At 68.5% G+C, this 19,678-nt stretch carries 20 protein-coding genes and 1 pseudogene; 7 read left to right on the top strand and 14 right to left on the bottom strand.

Annotated elements, in window-relative coordinates; genetic code table 11:
• Nucleotides 1-38: 38 nt before the first annotated feature.
• Entirely contained in the window at nt 39-1,634 is a 1,596-nt protein-coding gene (locus AUL34_RS18330) for an MFS transporter (RefSeq protein ID WP_061937148.1), read from the bottom strand.
• A gap of 119 nt (nt 1,635-1,753) precedes the next feature.
• Nucleotides 1,754-2,212 (bottom strand): MarR family winged helix-turn-helix transcriptional regulator, encoded by a 459-nt coding sequence (locus tag AUL34_RS18325; RefSeq protein ID WP_061936992.1) that lies wholly within the window; start codon nt 2,210-2,212, stop codon nt 1,754-1,756.
• Nucleotides 2,213-2,406: 194 nt separating this feature from the next.
• Between AUL34_RS18325 and AUL34_RS18320 the strand changes: the two genes are divergently transcribed.
• Nucleotides 2,407-3,045 carry a hypothetical protein gene (locus AUL34_RS18320; protein WP_061936989.1) on the top strand — a complete coding sequence of 213 codons (639 nt, stop codon included), beginning with the start codon at nt 2,407-2,409 and terminating at the stop codon, nt 3,043-3,045.
• Between the two features lie 17 nt (nt 3,046-3,062).
• Here AUL34_RS18320 and AUL34_RS18315 read toward each other — a convergent pair whose 3' ends face one another.
• The 3 genes from AUL34_RS18315 to AUL34_RS18305 all read right to left on the bottom strand — a co-directional run bounded on the left by AUL34_RS18315 (nt 3,063) and on the right by AUL34_RS18305 (nt 4,137).
• A complete protein-coding gene (locus tag AUL34_RS18315) occupies nt 3,063-3,383 on the bottom strand; it encodes an HNH endonuclease (protein ID WP_244492637.1) in 321 nt (106 codons plus the stop codon).
• A gap of 149 nt (nt 3,384-3,532) precedes the next feature.
• Nucleotides 3,533-3,925 (bottom strand): hypothetical protein, encoded by a 393-nt coding sequence (locus tag AUL34_RS18310; RefSeq protein WP_192845785.1) that lies wholly within the window; start codon nt 3,923-3,925, stop codon nt 3,533-3,535.
• Nucleotides 3,922-4,137 carry a hypothetical protein gene (locus tag AUL34_RS18305; protein ID WP_061936986.1) on the bottom strand — a complete coding sequence of 72 codons (216 nt, stop codon included), beginning with the start codon at nt 4,135-4,137 and terminating at the stop codon, nt 3,922-3,924. Before AUL34_RS18305 ends, AUL34_RS18310 begins: the two co-directional genes overlap by 4 nt.
• Before the next feature lie 172 nt (nt 4,138-4,309).
• Here AUL34_RS18305 and AUL34_RS22930 point away from each other — a divergent pair.
• Nucleotides 4,310-4,564 (top strand): annotated as a pseudogene (locus AUL34_RS22930) (LysR family transcriptional regulator); the annotation flags it as partial.
• A gap of 38 nt (nt 4,565-4,602) precedes the next feature.
• Here the strand turns inward: AUL34_RS22930 and AUL34_RS18300 are convergent.
• The 5 genes from AUL34_RS18300 to AUL34_RS18280 form a co-directional block, all read right to left on the bottom strand.
• Nucleotides 4,603-7,779: an efflux RND transporter permease subunit gene (locus AUL34_RS18300; RefSeq protein ID WP_061936983.1), complete on the bottom strand. Its 3,177-nt coding sequence runs from the start codon at nt 7,777-7,779 to the stop codon at nt 4,603-4,605.
• A 76-nt stretch (nt 7,780-7,855) separates the two neighbouring features.
• Entirely contained in the window at nt 7,856-9,085 is a 1,230-nt protein-coding gene (locus AUL34_RS18295) for an efflux RND transporter periplasmic adaptor subunit (protein WP_061936980.1), read from the bottom strand.
• A gap of 72 nt (nt 9,086-9,157) precedes the next feature.
• Nucleotides 9,158-9,463, bottom strand: coding sequence for a hypothetical protein (locus AUL34_RS18290; RefSeq protein WP_061936977.1), 306 nt, complete (start codon nt 9,461-9,463; stop codon nt 9,158-9,160).
• Between the two features lie 398 nt (nt 9,464-9,861).
• Nucleotides 9,862-10,455, bottom strand: coding sequence for an NAD(P)H-dependent oxidoreductase (locus tag AUL34_RS18285; protein ID WP_061936974.1), 594 nt, complete (start codon nt 10,453-10,455; stop codon nt 9,862-9,864).
• 51 nt (nt 10,456-10,506) lie between these two features.
• The gene (locus AUL34_RS18280; protein WP_061936971.1) at nt 10,507-10,902 is read right to left on the bottom strand and encodes a RidA family protein; all 396 of its coding nucleotides are present in this window, start codon (nt 10,900-10,902) and stop codon (nt 10,507-10,509) included.
• Nucleotides 10,903-11,061: 159 nt separating this feature from the next.
• Between AUL34_RS18280 and AUL34_RS18275 the strand changes: the two genes are divergently transcribed.
• Nucleotides 11,062-11,694, top strand: coding sequence for a TetR/AcrR family transcriptional regulator (locus tag AUL34_RS18275; RefSeq protein ID WP_061936969.1), 633 nt, complete (start codon nt 11,062-11,064; stop codon nt 11,692-11,694).
• Between the two features lie 156 nt (nt 11,695-11,850).
• Here AUL34_RS18275 and AUL34_RS18270 read toward each other — a convergent pair whose 3' ends face one another.
• Nucleotides 11,851-12,912, bottom strand: a complete 1,062-nt coding sequence (locus AUL34_RS18270; protein WP_061936966.1) for an SDR family oxidoreductase — start codon at nt 12,910-12,912, stop codon at nt 11,851-11,853.
• A 100-nt stretch (nt 12,913-13,012) separates the two neighbouring features.
• Between AUL34_RS18270 and AUL34_RS18265 the strand changes: the two genes are divergently transcribed.
• Together AUL34_RS18265 and AUL34_RS18260 are read left to right on the top strand one after the other, a co-directional pair.
• Nucleotides 13,013-13,393, top strand: a complete 381-nt coding sequence (locus tag AUL34_RS18265; RefSeq protein ID WP_061936963.1) for a helix-turn-helix domain-containing protein — start codon at nt 13,013-13,015, stop codon at nt 13,391-13,393.
• 87 nt (nt 13,394-13,480) lie between these two features.
• Nucleotides 13,481-14,356 (top strand): SDR family oxidoreductase, encoded by an 876-nt coding sequence (locus AUL34_RS18260; RefSeq protein ID WP_061936960.1) that lies wholly within the window; start codon nt 13,481-13,483, stop codon nt 14,354-14,356.
• A 12-nt stretch (nt 14,357-14,368) separates the two neighbouring features.
• On the opposite strand, the gene AUL34_RS18255 is transcribed toward AUL34_RS18260, so the two are convergent.
• A complete protein-coding gene (locus AUL34_RS18255) occupies nt 14,369-15,520 on the bottom strand; it encodes a GGDEF domain-containing protein (protein WP_061936957.1) in 1,152 nt (383 codons plus the stop codon).
• Nucleotides 15,521-15,959: 439 nt separating this feature from the next.
• Between AUL34_RS18255 and AUL34_RS18250 the strand changes: the two genes are divergently transcribed.
• Together AUL34_RS18250 and AUL34_RS18245 are read left to right on the top strand one after the other, a co-directional pair.
• On the top strand, nt 15,960-16,712 hold the full coding sequence (locus AUL34_RS18250; RefSeq protein WP_061936954.1) for a Crp/Fnr family transcriptional regulator: 753 nt from the start codon (nt 15,960-15,962) through the stop codon (nt 16,710-16,712).
• A gap of 86 nt (nt 16,713-16,798) precedes the next feature.
• On the top strand, nt 16,799-17,776 hold the full coding sequence (locus AUL34_RS18245) for a DUF808 domain-containing protein (RefSeq protein WP_061936951.1): 978 nt from the start codon (nt 16,799-16,801) through the stop codon (nt 17,774-17,776).
• Between the two features lie 69 nt (nt 17,777-17,845).
• Here AUL34_RS18245 and AUL34_RS18240 read toward each other — a convergent pair whose 3' ends face one another.
• Nucleotides 17,846-18,613: an EAL domain-containing protein gene (locus tag AUL34_RS18240; RefSeq protein WP_061936948.1), complete on the bottom strand. Its 768-nt coding sequence runs from the start codon at nt 18,611-18,613 to the stop codon at nt 17,846-17,848.
• A 100-nt stretch (nt 18,614-18,713) separates the two neighbouring features.
• Entirely contained in the window at nt 18,714-19,616 is a 903-nt protein-coding gene (locus AUL34_RS18235) for a hypothetical protein (protein WP_061936945.1), read from the bottom strand.
• Nucleotides 19,617-19,678: the final 62 nt, after the last annotated feature.

Below are 19,678 nucleotides of genomic sequence, written 5' to 3'. Positions count from 1 at the left end.
AGGGCGTGGAACGGACGGGGCAGGGATGGGGTGGGCGGTCAGGCGGCCTGTGCTTCCGGGCGCGGCGCGCGCCATTGGCGCAGGTGGATGACGGCGAGATGCACGAGAAGCGTCGCGAGGCCGATGCCGGACAGGACCGCGATCGCGAGGAAAGCGTCGTTGTAGGCGAGGATATTGGCCTGGCGCGTCGCCTGGGTGCCAAGAAGGGCCAGTCCTTCGGCTTGGCGCAGCCCGGCATCCGGCAGGACCCGCGCATAGGCTGCGCCGGTCTGTGCGATGCGCGCGGCGACCACGGGATCGGACAGCACGATGTTTTCGGCGAGCTGGCTGGAATGGAACTTCTCGCGGATCGTCACGAAGGTTCGGAACAGGGACGAGCCTATCGCACCGCCGAGCGACTGCGTCGTCAGGAAGACGATCAGGAACGACAGGATGTAGTTCATGCCGCGCTTCATCGCCGAGGCGAAGCCGACAGCCATCGCCGGGGGAAGGAAGAGGACGCCGGCGGCGGCGATGAGACCCTGGCTGAGATACATCTGCTCGGGACCCGTCAGCGCCGTCGCGCGCGAATCCATCAGCGAGCCGGCGATGAGACAGGACAGGGCGACGATGTGGATATAGGGCGCGCGCCCCGGCCGCACGATCACGGTGCACAGAAGGCCCGCGGCGATCGCCGAGCCCAGCATCACGAGATACAGCACCGTCATCTGTTCGTTCTTGAGACCCAGCACCTGGAAGAAGCCGGTGGCCCCGCTCGCCTGCTCCGACAGAAGCAGCCGGAACAGGAGGAGCGTGCCGGCGAAGTGCAGGATCTCGCGCGAGGTGATCCAGCGCACGTCGATCAACGGGTTCTCGCGGTTCAGTTCGATCACGACGGCGATCGTCAGGCTGCCGAGGCCGAGCGCCAGGAGCCCGCCGATCCAGGGCGCTTCGAACCACCAGTAGAACGGCCCCACCGTCGCGACCATGGCGAGAGAGCCGAGCCCGACCGCGATGAACACGTAGTTCACGACGTCCATCGTCTCGATCACCGGCGTCTTCGGCGGCGAGTTCAAGGGCAGGAGCCGGATGAAGGCGAAGCTGACGAGAGCGAGGGCCGTCTCCAGCATGAACAGCCCGTTCCAGCCGCCGTAGTCGAGAAGCGTCGGCGAGACGATGCGCGCGAGCGGCGCTGCGATCGACAGGTTCGTCATCGCCAGGCTGACGGCCACCGTCATCTTCCGTTCCGGCGGAAAGGGCTCCAGCATGTAGAGGAAGGCGAGCGAGGACATGGGCGAGGCCGCCACGCCCGCAAAGAAGCGCACCACGATCGCCGACTGGATGTCGTCCACGACGAGATGGAGCGAGGCGACCGCGACGAACGCGACGATCGCATAGGTCGCGAAGACGCGCAGGCCGAACTGCGCCCGGACCTTGGTCAGGAGCAGCGTCAGGCTGACATTGGGCGCGAGATAGGCGGCCGAGAGCCACACGGTCTCGTTCAGCGAGGCGCCGAGCGGACCCTGGATCTGGTAGAGATTGGCGGTGACGAGGTTGAGCCCGAGCCCCTGCGTCATGGCGATCAGGGTCGAGGCGAGGATGTAGAGCCCGGCGAGCCAGACGGGCTTGGGCACATAGGGCGCGGGCGCCGGCATGGGTTGGCCGCGGCGGCGGGACCGTTGCGCTCCGGCGGTCGACGAGCCGTCCGCCATCACGTCGGCCGGGGCGGGGCCGCCGACCTGTGCGGTGGCGCGCGCGGAAAGGGTCTCGTCGGTCATGCGCCATCCCCTTCGGCCGGCCGGTCGAGCACCTCGCCGATGCCGAGCAGCACCCCGAGCGCCGTCTCGACCTCGGCGGCGTCGCTTCCGGAGAGGATCGTATCGCGCAGGCGGGCCGATATCGCCCCCACGACCTCGGCCTGCCGGGCACCGTGCTCGGTCAGTTCCACATGCTTCGCCCTCCGGTCGCCGGCGACCGAACGGCGCGTGATGAGGTCCAGGGCCTCCATCCCGTCGAGCAGCCGGACCACCGTCGGTCCCTCAAGTTCGAGATCGGCCGCAAGTTCCGCCTGCCGCAGCGGCTGTCGTTCGGCGAGAACGGCCAGGACGCGCGCGCGCGGATAGGTCAGCCCATGCCGCACCACGTCGGCATTGAAGCGCGTGCGCAACTTGCGGCCGATCTTCACGAGGTTTTCGGCGAAGGCAGCCTTTAGGGCGGGGTCGATCGTAGCCATGCGGAGGATTTAGATAGTGCGCTATTGATAAGCAAGACATTGTTTGCGTCCTGGCCTTGCAACGGACCGTTCAGCGCTGCTGCACCGAAGTCCCTTTGCGCCGCCTTTCCAAGTTTCATCTCCCGACGACGGCGCCCGTCACGTCGTCCCGTGGCACGGTGGAAAGAAACCCCAGGCATTCTCGTTCTGCCACGATGACACGCGCCGACGATGACAGTGCCAGACCGCCGCTCTTTGCCGAGTGGCCCTTTCCGAGAGCGGCGGCGCTCGGATCGCGCGTGCGCGCCGAGGGGATCGTGCGCGAGATCAAGGGGCGGTTGGCCTTCCCCGACCGCAAGCACCTCTTGGTCCAGGACGAGATCATCCGCCTGACGTTCGAAGCTGGCGAGGAACAGCGCATCGCGGCCGCGTCAAGGATCGTGCAGGAGGTGCTGGACGGCATCGGCGCACTGCCCGTGCTGCCGCGCGAGGTCGACGACATCCTCACCATCCTGCCGCGCGAACGCCTGAAATGGACGAAGGACGGCCGGCTGCGGAGCGTCGGCACGCGGACCGTGAAGCTGCGCGGACGCGCCAAGGCGGTCACGTTTCACGTCTTCGACCCCCGGCACATCGAAGACGTCCTGGATCGCGACCTCGCGTCCATTTGGCGAGCGGAGGACGCGGAGGCTGCGGCGGAGAACCGGCGGCGGGCGGCCGGCAAGGCGGCGATGACGCGGGGCTCGAAGCCACCGCGAAAGCGAGGCGCCGCCACGGAGCGTTCCGGTCCGCTCGGCCCCAAGCCCTCGTTGCGCGAATGGGAGGCCTTCGATGCCGAGGGCCTTCTGCGCTGAGGGCTCCGTCTTCCGGTTCAGCGCACCTTGCGTGTCGGCGCGTGGAAGTCGGGGGGCTTGCCGGCGATCCACTTCAGGAACCGGGCCAGTTCCGGATTGGTGCTCAACGGCTCGCCGCCTTCCGCGTGTCGCTCGAGGTCGGTGTTGGTGAAGCATGCGTGGAGGGTCCGATGGCAGATCGGATGAACGGGCACGGTATCGCGCCCGCCGCGGCTCTTGGGGACCGGATGATGCCATTCGATCCGGCGACCGAGCGGCCGGCTGCATAGCCAGCATGCGACCGCCTCGGGCGCCGCCGTGTCCGTCGTCTCGTCCCAACCCCGATGCTTTCTCGCCACATGCGCCGTCCGCGTATCCACTTCCGGGCGAGATGCCGCCGCAGGCTGGCGCAATCAATGGGGCGGTCCGCCGCACCGATCGCGAAGGGGACGCGGCGTGCACCGGCCGTCGCGGGAGGGCGACCTGCGGGCGCTCGCCCGTCGATGCGCTACGGACTGACGTCCCGGCCATCGATCACCTCGAGGCGTCGAACGTCCGCGTCCTCGGAAGCCTCGATGTCCTCGCGCTCGAGAGCCTGGAGGTGGGCTCGCTGCGGCTTTTCGCGGCCGACCCGCGCAGTCAGTTCGGCGAAGCCGGGATAGGATCCCTCCGCGCCGAGCCTGTTGGCGAGGCGCAGGTACCGAAGCGGAAAGGCGATGGCGTCGAGATGCGCGGGGCTGAGGTCGTCGGCGCGGCTTCGGTCCGCCGTCACCGCGTCCTCGGCTTCGGCGAGAGCGGCGTCGAGATCGCCTTCGCTGACCGCTCCGCTCTGGCGCAGCGCCGTCATCAACGCCGCAACGGCGGCATAAAGTCCCTCGAGCTGGAGGTTGGCGGTGTTCATGACGTGTGCCTTCCGGCTCGCGCCGCCTTGCCCGGCCGCACGCCGTCGATCGCCGTGCGGATCACGTTCTTTCGGCGACGGGGATCCATGTCGGGAACGAGCGTGCCCTTCAGCATCTCCTCCCCGATCGCGGCCGTCTCCTCCTTCGTCAGATCGCGGCGCCGCATCCGACCCGCCTCGATCTCCCACGCGTTCATCACACCCTTGGTCATCGGAACCTCCTCGTCGCGCGTAATACAACCGAGGTTGTGCGGGCGATGTTCCCGCCGGTCCTGGCCGCCGCCGTCGGGCGAGGTGCCGCGAGGCGCGATCGGAGTTTCAGGGCTGTCCGGTCCCACGGCTGGCCGCTAGTTAGCGCTCGTCCGCCATCGACGAGGCTCGTGAATGTCCCAAGACAATCTCAGCGACGTGCTCGCCTTCCTCGCGATCTCAAGAGCCGGAAGCTTCACGCAGGCGGCCAAGGATATGGGCATCTCGTAGCCGGCCCTCAGCCACACGCTCCGCGGGATAGAGGCGCGGTTGGGTCTCAGGCTCCTCAACCGCACGACGCGCAGCGTGCCGACCACGGAGGCGGGCGAACGGCTCCTGCGCACGGTCACGCAGCATTTCGAAAGGATCGCCGTGGGTCTCGCCGAGTTGACCGGCGGCCTGCCTGAGCGCGGGCCGCCGTAATTCTGCTACGACGCGTGGGCGATCGTCGCGGGTGCGGGTGCCGGCTGCGTCTTCCTCGCCCCTCTCCCTCGCACCAGGACATAGAAGATTGGCGTCAGGAAGAGGCCGAACACGGTGACCCCGATCATGCCCGCGAACACCGCGACGCCCATCGCCGATCGCATCTCGGCACCCGCGCCCGTGGACAGGACGAGCGGCAGGACGCCCATGATGAAGGCGAGCGAGGTCATCAGGATCGGCCGCAGCCGCAGGCGCGCCGCCTCGATCGCCGCTTCGCGCGGGGAGCGCCCCTCCAACTCCAGCTCCCGCGCGAACTCGACGATCAGGATCGCGTTCTTCGCCGACAGCCCGACCAGCACGATGAGGCCGATCTGGGTGAAGATGTTGTTGTCGCCCCCCGTCAGCCAGATCCCGGCCAGCGCCGAGAACAGACCGGCCGGCACGATTAGGAGGATCGCGATGGGCAGGGTCAGGCTCTCGTACTGCGCGGCCAGCACGAGGAAGACGAGAAGGATCGCCAGCGGAAAGATGACGAGGCCCGAATTGCCGGCGATGATCTCCTGATAGGTCAGTTCGGTCCATTCGAAGGCGAAGCCCGGCGGCAGCGTTTCGGCGGCGATGCGCTCCACCGCGGCCTGTGCCTGGCCCGAGGAGAACCCGGGCGCGGCGTTGCCGTTGATGTCGGCAGCGAGGAACCCGTTGTAGCGCAGCGCGCGTTCCGGCCCCGCCACCGTGTCGACGCTGAGGAGAGCGGACAGCGGGATCATCTCCCCCGTGGTCGAGCGCACCTTCAGGCTGCCGATGTCCTCGGCTCTTGCTCGATAGGGCGCATCGGCCTGGACGCGCACGGAGTAGGTGCGGCCGAACTCGTTGAAGTCGTTGACGTAAAGCGAGCCGAGATAGATCTGCAGCGTGTTGAAGATCTCGCTGATGGGCACGTTCAGCTGCCGCGCCCGGGCGCGGTCGACGTCGGCAAAGAGCTGGGGCACGTCGATTCCGTAGCCGGTGAACATGCCGGTCAGCTCGGGTGCCTGATAGGCTTTGGCGAGGAAGCCCTTCACCGCCTCGTCGAGGGCCTGGTAGCCCTGGCCAGCGCGGTCCTCGATCTGCAGCTTGAAGCCGCCGATCGTGCCGAGCCCCTGCACCGGGGGCGGTGGGAAGATCGCGGTGAAGGCTTCCTCGATCCCGGAGAACTCGCCGTTCAGCCGCTGCGCGATGGCGCCGGCCGAAAGCTCCGGCGTCTCGCGATCCTCGAAGGGTGCGAGCGTCAGGAACACGACGGCGGCGTTGGAGGAGTTGGTGAAGCCGTTGATGGAGAGGCCCGGGAAGGCCAGCGTCGATTCCACGCCCGGAACCTTCAGCGCGATCTCGCCCATGCGGCGGGCGACCACGTCCGTGCGATCGAGCGATGCCCCGTCGGGCAGCTGCGCGAAGCCCACAAGATACTGCTTGTCCTGCGCCGGCACGAAGCCGCCGGGCACGCTGCGGAACAGGACGACGGTGAGCCCGACGAGCCCGACATAGAGGACGAGCATCATGCCCTTGCGCGTCACCAGCCGACCGAGCCCGTTGCCGTAGCGTCGCGACGAGGCCCCGAAGAAACGGTTGAAGCCCCGGAAGAACCAGCCGAGCGCGCCGTCGAGAATGCGGGTCAACCGGTCCTTGGGCGCGTCGTGGCCGCGCAGGAGGAGGGCGGCGAGCGCCGGCGAGAGGGTGAGCGAGTTGAAGGCCGAGATCACCGTGGAGATCGCCAGCGTCAGCGCGAACTGCCGGTAGAACTGGCCGGTGAGGCCCGAGATGAAGGCGAGCGGCACGAAGACGGCGACGAGCACCAGCGCGATCGCGATGATCGGCCCCGACACTTCGCGCATCGCCTGATAGGTGGCCTCGCGCGGGGACAGCCCGTTCTCGATGTTGCGCTCGACGTTCTCCACCACCACGATCGCGTCGTCGACCACGATGCCGATGGCGAGCACCAGGCCGAAGAGCGAGAGCGCGTTGATCGAGAAGCCGAGGAGATGCATCACCGCGAAGGTGCCGACGATGGAGACGGGCACGGCGAGGAGCGGGATGATCGAGGCGCGCCAGGTCTGGAGAAAGACCACGACGACCAGCACCACGAGCACGACGGCCTCGAGCAGCGTATCGACCACCGCCTCGATCGAGGCGCGCACGAACTGCGTCGTGTCGTAGACGATCTCGTAGTCGACGCCCTCCGGCATGGTCTGCTTGATCTCGGCCATGGTGCTGCGCACCTCGTCCGCGATCGCGATCGCATTCGAGCCGGGCGCCTGGAAGACGGGAATGGCGACCGCCGGTTCGTTGGAAAGAAGGGAGCGCAGCGCATATTCGGAGGCGCCGAGCTCGACGCGACCGATGTCGCGGATGCGCGTGATCGCGCCGGTCTCCGGATCGGTGCGCACGATGATGTCGGCGAACTCCTGCGTGTCCTTGAGGCGCCCCTGCGCGTTGACGGACAGCTGGAACTCGACGCCTTCCACGCTCGGCGAGGCGCCGATGACGCCGGCTGCGGCCTGGACGTTCTGCTCGCGGATCGCGGTGACGACGTCGTTGGCCGAGAGACCGCGGCTCGCGGTCTTCTCGGGGTCCAGCCAGATGCGCATCGAGTAGTCGCCCGAGCCGAAGAGCTGGACCTGCCCCATGCCGTCGATGCGGGCCAGGCGGTCGCGCACGTTGAGGAGCGCGTAGTTGCGCAGATAGGTCAGATCGTAGCGACCGTTCGGCGAGGTGAGGTGGACGACCAGCATGAGGTCCGGCGACGACTTCACTACCGAGACGCCGAGACGGCGCACCTCTTCGGGCAGACGCGGCTCGGCCTGGGCGACGCGGTTCTGCACGAGCTGCTGCGCCTGATCGGGGTCGGTGCCGATGCGGAAGGTGACGGTCAGCTGCAAGGCGCCGTCGGTCGTCGCCTGGCTCGACATGTAGAGCATGCCCTCGACGCCGTTGATCTGTTCCTCCAGAGGGGTCGCCACCGTTTCGGCGATCACCGCCGGGTTGGCGCCGGGATAGGCCGCGCGCACCACGACGGACGGGGGAACGACCTCCGGATACTCCGAGATCGGCAGGGCGAAGATCGACAGGAGGCCGCCCAGAAAGATCATGACGGACAGGACGCCCGCAAATACGGGACGGTCCACGAAGAACCGGGAGATGTTCACGGCAGGGTGCTTTCAGGAAAAGGGGGGAACTGCGCCGGACCCGGCGGAGCGGGAGGAGGCTCCGCCGGGAGGGCGGTCAGCGCAGGGAGGGGAGGTCCGCGCTGGCCTGCCGTTCGAGGCTGCGGCCGGTCTCCATGGAGACCATCTGGGGAGCGATCTTGGCGCCCGGGCGAAGGCGCTGCAGGCCGTTCACCACCACGCGCTCGTTGACGGACAGTCCGCTTTCGACGACGCGCATGTCGCCGGCGGCCGCGCCGAGGCGCACCTCGCGGTACTGCACGGTGTCCGCGTCGTCGACGACGAGAACGTAGCGCTTGTCCTGGTCGGTGCCGACAGCCCGCTCGGACACGAGAAGGGCAGGCTCCGTCTGGGGCGTTCCGATGCGGATCCGCGCGAACTGGCCGGGCATCAACGTGCCGTCTGTATTGGGAAAGGCGACGCGGATGGCGACGGTGCCGTTGGCGGCGTCGACTGTCGGGTCCACGAACCGAACGCGGCCTTCGACGCTCCGGTCATCGGCGATATCCAGCCGGGCCGGAATGCGCTCGATGCCCGCCGTGCCGCCAGCCGACTGCAGAAGGCGCTGCACGCCCGCCTCGTCGGCGTCGAAGGTCGCGTAGATCGGATCGATCGAGACCATGTGGGCGAGCACCGGAGAGGCCGCTCCCGCCGACACGATGTTGCCGGCGGTCACGAGCGAGCGCCCGATGCGCCCCGCGACCGGCGCGCGGATCTCGGTATAAGAGAGGTCGAGCCGGGCGGTGCGCAGGGCGGCGTCGGCCGAGGCGAGCTGAGCCTCGGTCTCGGCGGCGGCCTGGACGCGGCGATCGACTTCCGAACTCGCGATCGTGCGATTGCCCTGGAGCTGACGGCCGCGATCGCGTTCGCCGATCGCGAAGGCAAGGCGCGCTTCGGCCGCCTGGCGGTCGGACAGGGCGCGCTCGACGGCCGCGCGGTAGGGCTCGGGGTCGATCGTGACCAGCAGCGCGCCCTTCTCGACGAGGGCGCCTTCCTGGAAGTGGATCGTCTCGATCGCTCCGGCGACGCGCGAGCGGACCTCGACGCGTTCCACCGCCTCGAGGCGACCGGATTGCCGCGTCCACAGTTCCACGGCGCGCCGCTCGACCCGCGCCACGGAAGCGGGGATCGCGGCCGGCGCGGCCGCCTCGCCGGTTTCGGCGCCGGCGGCCGGCCGCGGCTCGTGCCACAGCACGCCGAGCCCGAGGAAGGTGAACGCGAAAGCCGCCGCGACGGTGCTGGCCATGATGGCGGCGACCCAGTTCAGGACGACATGGAGTTTGGACATGGGACTTCCTTCATCACGGCTGGAAGACGGGGCCCGCAGGACCGCGCTTGGCGGTGCGGGCGCGCGGTCGGGTCAGAAGCTGTCGGAGTTGGGGACGATCGTCCGCAGCGGGCCGCGCGCGGCGGTCGAGGGAGCGGTCCCATCGCCGGACCGGTCGGAGGGCCGGAAGGACTCGAAGCGAACCGTCCGGTCGGCCTGGTAGCCGTACGACGTCTCGACGCGGGCCTCGCCGGCCGCGGGCCCGGCGATCACCGACCGGTCGGCAAGGCTCTGCGCTTCCCGCACACCGAGGTCGGAGCCGGGAACGAGATCGCGGGCCGATGCGAGGCCGGTCATCAGGATCAGGAGGGCGGAAGCGGAAACAAGGGTGCGTGACATGGACGTCTCCAGAATTTGGGCGCAAGCGTTCCTTGCCGCGACGGGAGAGTGCGCGGGACGGGAGGGGCTGAGTTGTGGGATTCGGGAGCGGCGCCTGACACCGTCTCCCCCGCCGGACGATGGTCTCGGCGGCCTGCCTGCGTGTTCGAAGGGAAAGCCCGGAAGCCGTTCGGCCGAGGGCTTCGCAGTTGATTACCGATCGGTACGGAAAGAGCTAGGGGCTCGGACCCGCTCTGTCAATGGAATAAATTACCGATGGGTATAAAAGCGGAAGCAGGCGGCTGCCGGGCCGTTCCCGGCGCGTGAGGCGAAGTGTCCCGGCCGGCGCGATGGCTCGTCGCCGACCGGGAAACGTCTGACGACCCGAGGGGTCTGCGGCCGATGGCCGAAGCTGTCGATCAGGCCGGGTTGCTCGACAGGCGACGCCCGATATCGAACGCAAGCTGCAGCCCCTCCGCCTCGCTGGCGGCATCCATCGGAAGAAGGAGGTCGAGGCCGGCGGGACGGATGCCGCAGAAGCCGAAGATGCCCTGGACGATCTGCGTGTCGAGGGCGGAGAGATAGCCGCGGCGCTCATAGGTGTGGCGGTGGGCACCGCCGATCGCGACGATCTGTCCCCTCAGCCGGCCGAGGAGGCGGGTCGTTCCCTTCTCGGGATCATCGACGAAGGCCCAGCCGGACGTGAAGACGCGGTCGATCCACCCCTTCATGACCGCCGGCATGGACCACCAGTAGACCGGGAACACGAGTATCAGCGTGTCGGCCCGATCCACGCGTCGCTGGTGCGCCAGGACATCCTCACCCTGGCCGATCCGGCCGTGGAAGTGGTCGTTGTCGATCGTGGTGAACCGCGGATCGAACCCTTCGGCCGCGAGATCCAGGATCTCGTGCGTGTGGCCCGGCGCCGTTTCCAGTCCGGCGACGAGCCGGGCCACCGCCGCGTTCGTGTAGGATGCCGGATCCGGATGGGCGGTGACGATCAGACTATGCATCGCTACTCCGTCTCTCTGAGAGCCATTCGCGGCGACACCGGCGGCGCGGGATCAGGCGGCGGGAATGCGTGCGATCACCTTGATCTCGAAGTCGAAGCCGGCCAGCCAGTTGACGCCGAGTGCCGTCCAGGTGGGATAGGGGGCCTGCGGAAAGGCCTCGGCCTTCACGTCCATGACCGTCGGGAACTGATTCTCCGGGTCGGTGTTGAAGGTGGTGACGTCCACGACGTCCTCGAAGGTGCAGCCGGCGGCCCGCAGAACGGCCTCGAGGTTGGCGAACGCCAGACGGACCTGGGCCGGGAAGTCCGGCTCCGGCGAGCCGTCGGGACGGCTGCCGACCTGGCCGGACACGAAAAGGAGGTCGCCGGACCGGACGGCGGCGGAATAGGTGTACGTCTCGTAGAGGGCCTGGCGTTCGGTGGGGAATACGGGGTCGCGCTTCGTCATGATCGAGCCTTTCGGGGGATGGGTGTAACCGCGCGGCCGCCCGGACCGTGGCCGGGGCTTTGCGCACGCCGTCGGATTTGATATACAACGCGTATATGATTTATTCACATACGACGCGTATGTCAATCGATGCGTGTCGCGTTCGATCAAAGAGCCGTTATGCCCCCGACCCGCCGCGCCGAAACCATGCAGGAGAATCGCGCCAGGCTCGTGCGCGCGGCGCGCCGCGCGTTCGCCGAGAAGGGCTTTGCCGCCGCCTCCATGGACGAGCTGACCGCCGACGCCGGCCTGACGCGCGGGGCGCTCTATCACAACTTCGGTGACAAGAAGGGGCTGCTGGCGGCGGTCGTGGCCGAGGTCGACGGCGAGATGGCCGCGCGAGCCCGGGAGGCGGCCGCTGCGGCGCCGAGCGGGTGGGAAGCGCTCCTGGCGGAAGGGTCCGCCTATATCGAGATGGCACTCGATCCGCAGATTCAGCGGATCGTGCTTCTAGACGGCCCGGCTTTTCTCGGCGATCCCTCGACATGGCCGAGCCAGAACGCCTGCCTCGACCTGACGAAGCAGGCGGTCGCCGGCCTCGTCGGCGACGGCATCATGAAACCCGTCGACGTGGAGGCCGCGGCCCGTCTCCTGAGCGGGGCGGCCCTCAACGCGGCCCTCTGGGTGGCCGCCAGCGACGACCCGCGCGCCGTTCTGCCGAAGGCCGTCGAAGCGTTCCGCACGATGGCCGCCGGCTTCCTGGCGCAAGAGGCGTCCAGCGGCCACCGAAGCAAAGAGCGGGACGGGTCCTGAGGCTCCGCCCGCCCTTCCGACCCCTTGCCGCGAGACGCAACCCCGGACGCGGCGATCGCGTCTGGGTCGGGCGGCGCCCGAGGTGACGCCACGGCGCGAAGGCGCGCGATAGGGATCGTCGGTGCGCCGGGATGTCCCGGCGCACGTCCGGTCGCCTCAAGGGATCAGGCGGTCGGCACGCAGGCGCGCGAAGAGGTCGAAGAACGCGTCGTCCGTCGCCTCGTAGGCGGTGAAGCCGAGGCGACGGCTCTTGCTCATGTCCGTGACCACCTCGATGGGCCGGCCGAGGTCGGCGTCCGTATGCCAGGGCGAGGCGAGGCGGGAAAGGTCGTGTTCGGCCAGTCCATCGCGCCCGGCGATCCGCTGCCAGACCGCCGCGTCGTCCCGCATCTGCTCTTCGAGCGGGATCACCGTGCCGTCGAACGGGGCGGGCTCCAGGCCGAACCAGTCGGCGATCCGACCCCACATCCAGCTCCAGCGGAAGACGTCGCCGTTGACGATGTTGAAGTCCTCGTTCGCCGCCTCGGGCGTCGTCGCGGCCCACAGAAGCTGGCGCGCGAGCTGGCGGGCATCGGTCATGTCGGTGAGGCCGTTCCACTGCGCGGCCGAGCCGGGGAAGCGGAACGGTCGACCGAGTTCGCGACACAGCGTGGCATAGACCGCGAGCGTCGTGCCCATGTTCATCGCGTTGCCGACCGCCTTGCCGATCACCGTGTGCGGGCGATGGACGCTCCACGAGAAGCCGTCGCGCGCGGCGGCCGCGAAGACCTCGTCCTCCTGCGCGTAGTAGAAGTTCGCGACGTCCAGCCGGCCTTGGCTTTCGCGGAACGGGGTCTGCGGGAGCTTGCCCTGTCCATAGGCCTCGAAGGGGCCGAGATAGTGCTTGAGACCGGTGACGAGCGCGACGTGCCGCACCGATCCGGTCGGCCGAAGGCCATCGAGAAGGTTGCGCACCATGCCCGAGTTGACGCGGATGTTCTCCGCCTCGGTGTCCTGGCGCAGCCATGTCGTGATGAAGACCGCGTCTGCCCGGATGTCCCGCAGGGCGGCTGCCGTCGCCGCTGCGTCCTGAAGATCGGCTGCGACAGGCAGCACGCCGGGCTGGTCGACGGGGCGCCGCGCCAGCCCGTGAACCGTCCAGCCGTTCTCCCGGAGAAGCGTCGCCGTCGCGCTGCCGACGATGCCGCTTGCGCCCACTACCAATGCCGTTCGTGCCATGTCCGTGATCCCTTGCTTGTTGAAGCGCGAGCTAGGCAGCCTTGCATCCGCCGTCCAGACGGCACCATTTGGGGACATAGGCACCAGGAGGTATCCACCCATGCGACCGGGAACGTCCGACGAGGACTGGCGCGAGGACTGCGCGCCGCGCCGCGTGCTCGAACTCTTCGGCACGAAATGGACGAGCATGATCCTGCATACGCTTCATGTCCGCCATGCCGGCGCGGCGCGCACGGGCGTGCTCCTGCGCTCCCTGCCCGGCATCTCGAAGAAGATGCTGACGCAGACGCTCCGCGAGATGGAGGAGAGCGGGCTCATCACGCGGCATGTCCAGGGCACGATCCCGCCCGCCGTCGAGTATCGGTTGACCGAGCTTGGGCTCCGCTTCGTGGAGCCCGTTGAGATGCTCTACGGGTGGGGGCGCGAGAATGCGGACGCCCTGGATCGCCTGCGCGCACGTCGCTCGTCCCGCCGCGGTTAGCGGGACGCCGAATTAGATCCCGCCTTGCGGGAGCGATATGCGCGGACTGATCGTTCCCACGGCATCCACCGATCCGGAGCACGCCCGATGACCGACGATCCCCGCACCAGCCAGCCGACGAGCTTCCCCTCCGAGCCGTCCCAGCCGAACCCCGGCTTCGAGACCCGGATGCACACCAAACCCGACCATGGCGAGCACAGCTATGTCGGCAAAGGGCTTCTCGAAGGCCGTGTGGCGCTGATCACGGGCGGCGACTCCGGCATCGGAAAGGCGGTGGCGATCGCCTATGCGAGGGAAGGAGCGGACGTCGCGATCTCCTATCTTGCCGAAGAGCAGGCGGACGCGGAGGAGACCAAGGCCTGGGTCGAGAAGGCCGGCCGGCGCTGCCTGCTCCTGCCCGGTGACATCCGCGACCGGGATCTCTGCCGCTCGCTGGTCGAGCGCACCGTTTCGGACCTCGGCGGTCTCGACATCCTCGTCAACAACGCCGCGGCCCAGACCACCAACGATGATCTGTCGGACATCGACGACGATGACATGCAGGGCGCGTTCCAGGCGAATGTCTTCGCGATGATCCGCCTCGCCAAGGCGGCGATGCCGCACATGAAGCCGGGCTCGTCGATCGTCATCACCACCAGCGTTCAGGCCAAGGTCGCGACGGAAAACATGATCGTCTACGCCGCGACCAAGGGCGCGATCTCCAGCCTGACGATCGGCCTGTCGAACCTCCTCGCCCCGAAGGGCATCCGCGTCAACGCGGTGGCGCCGGGACCCGTCTGGACGCCGATCCAGCCGATCGCGAAGGACCCGGAAACCCTGGAAACGCTTGGCCAGAACACGCCGCTCGGCCGTGCCGGCCAGCCCGGCGAACTCGCGGGCGCCTACGTCCTCCTGGCATCACGCGAAGGCAGCTACATGTCCGGCGCGGTGATCCCGATCACCGGCGGCATGCCGATGTATTGAGGGCGCGGGGCGTCAGGCGTGGATCGAGGCGGCAGTTCGATCTGCCGCATCGTCCTCGATCCGATCCCGTCCGTTGCGTTTGGCTTCGTAGACCGAGCGGTCGGCGCGCCGCAGCGCGTCTTCCAGCGGCTCGGCCGGCGCGCGGATCGTCACGCCGAAGGATGCGGTCTGCGCGCCGTCGATCCCCGTCGACGGCCAGTCGAAGCGGGACATGGCGAGCCGGAGATTTTCGGCGACCGCGCGGGTGCGCCGTGGCGTTGATGCGGTGAGATACAGGACGAATTCCTCGCCGCCCGTGCGCGAAGCGACGCCGACGGTTTCCACCGCGGCTCGCATCAGTTCCGCGAAGGCGATGAGCACTCGATCGCCGACATGATGGCCCCAGGTGTCGTTCACCTGCTTGAAGTGGTCGAGGTCGCAGACGATGACGCCGTCGCTTCGACGGGCGGGGGCGAGCGCCGCGACGGCTTCCAGTCCGCGCCGGTTGAGGAGGCCGGTGAGGGGATCGATGAGCGCGTCCTTGCGATGGCCATCGACGACGTCCGACATCACCGCCAGGAGAGCGAGGACTGCGAAGCCGAGGCCGGTCAGAAGACCGTTCATGTACATGAGCTGGCTGTATTCGGTGCCGAGGAACGCTGAAGGCGGCGCGCCGGCTACCGTCAGCGGCACGCTCGCGGTGCGCCCCAGGTTCTCGATCACGACCCCCCACGAGATCGCGAGCAGCCCCCGGTCGATCCAGCGCTTCGGCCATCGTCGCACGGTCGCGAGGGCGAAGCCGAGTTGCAGGGCGCACGTGATGTCGGACGCGAAGAGTTCGGACGGCAGATCCACGAGCACGAGCACGGCATAGGCCGGCGCGGCGATGCCGATCACGAGGAGTGCCGCGCGAACGCGCGGCAGGGCCGGCGTCTGGTAGCGCGTGACGATCGACCGAGCGAAGCAGAAGAACGAGACGGCGAAGAGCGTATCCGCCGAGAGTGCGACGAGTTGGATCGGCAGGACGCCTTCCAGGGCCGGGACCGCGAAAGCGAGGGCGGAAAGAAGGAAGCCGATGCCCCAGAGCCGCGACTCGGGCGCCGCGCCGGCCCGGCGCGCGGCCAGGAACAGCACCCCGAAAGCGATCATGATCAGGGGGACTGACCAGGCGAAACCTTCGCCCATGCGACGCGATCTCCGATTGCCGAAACCCGTGCGTCGCACGGCGGGCCGGATCTTACCGGCCAGCAGTTGCGGAACGGTTGCGGCGCACAGGGCCAGCCGCGGGCTAGGCGGGTTGGCGCATCGCATCACCATCCGTTTCAGGAACGCGGACCTCGGGCGATGTAGGGCCCCGGCATTCTTGCGCCGCGCCCTGCATGTTCATCGAAGGCTGTCCCCTTTGCCCGCAACGGCGCGAGGCGAAGTCGTCGATATGTTCGAGTTGGACGGCGACGGCTGAGGGCATTCCAAGCGGGAAGGCCGACCTCGTGATCACCCGTCCCCATCGACGTTGATCGGTCGGTAGCTGAACAAAAACTTCGCCAAAGCCAGTATCAGCCCGAAGTCGCGTGCAAACCGGGGCGCTTCGTGCGACGTGTGAGCCACATCGGATAAGGGCAAGATGCTTCCATCCTTCAACGAAGCACATGAACCGCTTCTGCGGCGTCTGTCGGCTGCCAAGCGGATGCCGGGCGCGGATCAGGCCCTTCTGGCTCAGCTCTCGTGGCGTCTGGAGGATCGGCCGGCCCGTTTGCAGTTCGTCCAGGAAGGTGACCGGACGTCTGAATCTTGCATCATCGTCAGCGGCATCGTGGTGCGATCCCGCTACACGTCCGGCGGCCAGCGCCAGATCCTCTCCGCCCACATTCCGGGCGACATGCCCGATCTGCAGAGCCTGCATCTCGGACGTATGGACCATGTGCTGGAAACGGTGAGCCCGTGCCGCATTGCCTTCGTCGACCATGGGGATCTGCGCCGGGTGTGCGATCAATCGCCCTCCCTGACGGCGGCGTTCTGGCGTGAGACACTCGTGGACGCGGCGCTCTACCGCGCGGCGATCTTCCGGAATGCGCAGCTGGAGGCCGATGCGCGTCTTGCGCACTTCATCTGCGAGATGCACCTGCGCCATGAAGCGGTGGGTCTCACCACTCCCGAGGGCTTCCGGTTCTCCATGTCGCAGGAGCTGATCGGCGAGGCTGTGGGCCTGACCACGGTGAGCGTCAATCGCGCGGCGCAGACGCTTCGCGCGCGCAATCTGATCCGCATGGAGCGCGGCAGCATCCAGGTTCTGGACTGGGATGCGCTGGCAAGGTTCTGCGAGTTCGATCCCCTCTACCTGCATCTCCACCAGGAGCGCGATCGGCGCTACGGCTAAGACTGCCCGGAGCGATCCGTTCCGGCTTCATCGCGCACGATGTCGCTCCATATGCCTGCCGGACACCGCAATCGGAGCGAGCGAACATGAGCCTTGGCCTTCTCGCCCTTCTCGACGACGTCGTCGCCCTGACCAAGGTGGCGGCTGCCTCGCTCGACGATGTCGCCGCGCTGACGGCCAAGGCGGGCACGAAGGCTGCCGGCGTCGTGATCGACGACGCGGCGGTGACGCCTCGCTACGTCGTCGGCTTCACGCCCGACCGGGAGATCCCGATCGTGTGGCGCATCGCGCGCGGCTCCCTCTTCAACAAACTCGTGATCCTGCTGCCCGTGGCGCTCCTCTTGCAAGCCTTCGCACCGTGGGCGATCACGCCGCTACTTCTGGTGGGCGGCGTGTACCTCGCCTACGAGGGCGCGGAAAAGGTCTTCGAGATGATCGTGCCGCACGAGGCGCACGCGCACGAAGCCAAGGTCGATGCGGGGGGCGGGGATCCCGTGGCGCTCGAGAACGAGCGCGTCGCCGGCGCGATCCGTACCGACTTCATCCTGTCGGCGGAGATCATGGCCATCACCCTGGCGAGCCTCGGCGCCGCGTCGATCTGGATGCAGGCCGTGATCATGGCACTGGTCGCTGTCGGCATCACGGCGGCCGTCTACGGCGCCGTCGCGCTGATCGTTAAGGCGGACGATGCAGGGCTTGCGCTCGCCAAGCGGGGCACCGGCGCTCTCGCCGCGTTCGGCCGCGGGCTCGTCCGGGGCATGCCGGGCTTCCTCAAGGCCCTGGCGATCGTCGGGACCGCCGCCATGGTGTGGGTCGGCGGCGGGATCATCGTCCATAGCCTCGCGGGCTATGGTCTCGACGGTCCGGAGCACTGGATTCACGAGGCGGCGGTGCGGGCGGCCGACGCCGTTCCCTCGGTTGCCTCCGTCGTGGAATGGCTGGTGACCGCGCTCGGATCGGGCCTCGTCGGCCTTCTCGTCGGCTTCGCCCTCATCCCGGTCGTGGGCAAGGTCCTGGCGCCGCTCTGGGCGAGCCTTTGGCCCCAGCGGACCCCTGTCGCCTGAGGGCGGAGTCCCGCCCGGAACGCGCCGGTGGCTGCGGGGAGGGGATATCCGACCCTTTGCGCGGCAAGTTCAGGACTGGGTCTCCCGGATCAATAGCGGGCGTCCCATCAGGTAGCCCTGCCCGAAGTCGATGCCGAGACCGCGCAAGGTCTCCAGCTGCGGGGCGACCTCGATCCCTTCCGCGACGATCTGCGTGCCGAACGTTCGGGCGAACTGGACGAGCCCGGCCACCAGGGCCGCCCGGCTCGAGCAGAGGTGGATGTTTCTCGTCAGGCTGGCGTCGATCTTGATGAAGTCGGGCCTCAGGTTGAGGATGTGCTGCATGTTCGCGTATCCGGCGCCGACGTCGTCGATCGCCATGCGAGCGCCTCGCTCGCGCAGCGGGCACAGCGCGGACGTGAGCGGACGGTAGTCGTCGACGGGCGTGTGTTCGGTCAGCTCCAAGACCAGCCGACTGGCATCGACGCTCTCGAGGAGTGAGCCGAGGCGACGGTCGACCAGGATCTCCGCCGAGACGTTCACCGCCAGAAAGAGATGCGGCGGGAAGAGCTTCAATCCGCCGAGGGCGACCGCAAGGGTCTCGAGTTCCATCTCCAGCCCGAGGCCGACCTCGTAGGCTTCCCGAAACCAGACGTCGGGGGACCGGTAGGGGCGGAGCTGGACACGCGTCAGCGATTCCACGCCCTGGATCCGGTTGTCGTCGAGACGGAACAGCGGCTGATAGGCGGCGCGGAAGGAACGCTGCTGGAGGAGCTGATAAATCCGGCCCTGCTTCAGTCGGAACGCGCGGTCCGGGAAGGGGCGGGGGGCGGGGGTGGATGCGGAAAGGAACGGCATCTGCATTCTCCATAGGAGAGCTGAACTCGCGAATGAGGGGTCTCGGTGCCGGAACGGGGCGGATGCGGCGGGTTCGAGCCCGCAACATCCGCCGTTCGCCCTAAGAGCGAAGCAGCTTGCAGAGCTGCACGAGATCCCATTCGTTGCCGTTCGGGTCGTTCAGGATCGAGCGGCACTGCTTCTGGAGCCGTCGCCGGTCGCTGGAACTCATGTCGTTGAACCCGCGCACCGCGGAGAGCGCGCGGCGGTTCATGTTGCCGGTCTCCGGAATGGCGCTGCCGGGCGGCCGCAGGACCGTGGGGGGCGCCGTCATCACCGGGCCGGACTGGCCGATGCCGTCCGGCCGGGAGGGTCGACCGATCGTGTTCGGGCCGTTGGCGTCCGGGCGGCTGGCGACGGTGTCGCCGCCCCCCGGCCGACCGGGAACGTTGCCGCCGACCGACACGCCGACACCGGCGTTGAGACCGCCGCCGCCACCGACGGAGACGCCGGCTCCCGCACCCACGCCCCGCGTGCCCCCGACGGAAGCGCCGAGACCCGCGTTGACGCCGCGCGTGCCGCCCAGCGATGCGCCGACACCCGCGCCGATCCCGGAGGTGCCGCCGATGGACGCGCCGCCACCGGCCTTGATGCCGCCGTCGACGTTCGCGCCCACCCCTGCGCCGATCCCGTTTCGCCCGCCGATCGATGCGCCGGCGCCGACGTTCGCGCCCTGTCCGCCACCCAGCGATGCGCCTGCGCCGACGCCCGTGTTCCGGTTGCCCCCAATCGACGCGCCGAGGCCCGCTCCAAGTCCCTTCGATCCGCCGAGCGAGGCTCCGACGCCGACGCCAAGGCCGCGGCTCCCGCCGAGCGAGGCGCCAACGCCGAGGCCAAGGCCGCCTCCGCCGTCCAGCGACGCTCCGAGGCCGGCCCCGAGGCCTGCGCCCGATCCGCGCTCACCCCCGAACCCGCCACCCGCGCTCCTTTCGGACTGCGCATGTGCGCTGGAAACGCCACCCATAATTGCTGCACAACCGAAGAGCGTGACAGCAAGACAAGTCCGATACCTGTTCATGTTCTCTC

This window comes from Aureimonas sp. AU22 (assembly GCF_001463745.1).
Classification (GTDB): Bacteria; Pseudomonadota; Alphaproteobacteria; order Rhizobiales; family Rhizobiaceae; genus Aureimonas.
The sequence above is the reverse complement of the archived record's forward strand: the minus strand, read 5'-3'. Positions and strand labels throughout refer to the sequence as shown.

What these genes read in the sequence shown, in the direction of transcription:
- AUL34_RS18325 (WP_061936992.1), bottom strand. Translation starts at nt 2,212, where the DNA reads ATGGCTACGATCGACCCCGCCCTAAAGGCTGCCTTCGCCGAAAACCTC.
- AUL34_RS18275 (WP_061936969.1), top strand. Translation starts at nt 11,062, where the DNA reads ATGCCCCCGACCCGCCGCGCCGAAACCATGCAGGAGAATCGCGCCAGG.
- AUL34_RS18295 (WP_061936980.1), bottom strand. Translation starts at nt 9,085, where the DNA reads ATGTCCAAACTCCATGTCGTCCTGAACTGGGTCGCCGCCATCATGGCC.
- AUL34_RS18240 (WP_061936948.1), bottom strand. Translation starts at nt 18,613, where the DNA reads ATGCCGTTCCTTTCCGCATCCACCCCCGCCCCCCGCCCCTTCCCGGAC.
- AUL34_RS18280 (WP_061936971.1), bottom strand. Translation starts at nt 10,902, where the DNA reads ATGACGAAGCGCGACCCCGTATTCCCCACCGAACGCCAGGCCCTCTAC.
- AUL34_RS18310 (WP_192845785.1), bottom strand. Translation starts at nt 3,925, where the DNA reads ATGAACACCGCCAACCTCCAGCTCGAGGGACTTTATGCCGCCGTTGCG.
- AUL34_RS18265 (WP_061936963.1), top strand. Translation starts at nt 13,013, where the DNA reads ATGCGACCGGGAACGTCCGACGAGGACTGGCGCGAGGACTGCGCGCCG.
- AUL34_RS18245 (WP_061936951.1), top strand. Translation starts at nt 16,799, where the DNA reads ATGAGCCTTGGCCTTCTCGCCCTTCTCGACGACGTCGTCGCCCTGACC.
- AUL34_RS18260 (WP_061936960.1), top strand. Translation starts at nt 13,481, where the DNA reads ATGACCGACGATCCCCGCACCAGCCAGCCGACGAGCTTCCCCTCCGAG.
- AUL34_RS18290 (WP_061936977.1), bottom strand. Translation starts at nt 9,463, where the DNA reads ATGTCACGCACCCTTGTTTCCGCTTCCGCCCTCCTGATCCTGATGACC.
- AUL34_RS18330 (WP_061937148.1), bottom strand. Translation starts at nt 1,634, where the DNA reads ATGCCGGCGCCCGCGCCCTATGTGCCCAAGCCCGTCTGGCTCGCCGGG.
- AUL34_RS18320 (WP_061936989.1), top strand. Translation starts at nt 2,407, where the DNA reads ATGACACGCGCCGACGATGACAGTGCCAGACCGCCGCTCTTTGCCGAG.
- AUL34_RS18250 (WP_061936954.1), top strand. Translation starts at nt 15,960, where the DNA reads ATGCTTCCATCCTTCAACGAAGCACATGAACCGCTTCTGCGGCGTCTG.
- AUL34_RS18270 (WP_061936966.1), bottom strand. Translation starts at nt 12,912, where the DNA reads ATGGCACGAACGGCATTGGTAGTGGGCGCAAGCGGCATCGTCGGCAGC.
- AUL34_RS18235 (WP_061936945.1), bottom strand. Translation starts at nt 19,616, where the DNA reads ATGGGTGGCGTTTCCAGCGCACATGCGCAGTCCGAAAGGAGCGCGGGT.
- AUL34_RS18305 (WP_061936986.1), bottom strand. Translation starts at nt 4,137, where the DNA reads ATGACCAAGGGTGTGATGAACGCGTGGGAGATCGAGGCGGGTCGGATG.
- AUL34_RS18255 (WP_061936957.1), bottom strand. Translation starts at nt 15,520, where the DNA reads ATGGGCGAAGGTTTCGCCTGGTCAGTCCCCCTGATCATGATCGCTTTC.
- AUL34_RS18285 (WP_061936974.1), bottom strand. Translation starts at nt 10,455, where the DNA reads ATGCATAGTCTGATCGTCACCGCCCATCCGGATCCGGCATCCTACACG.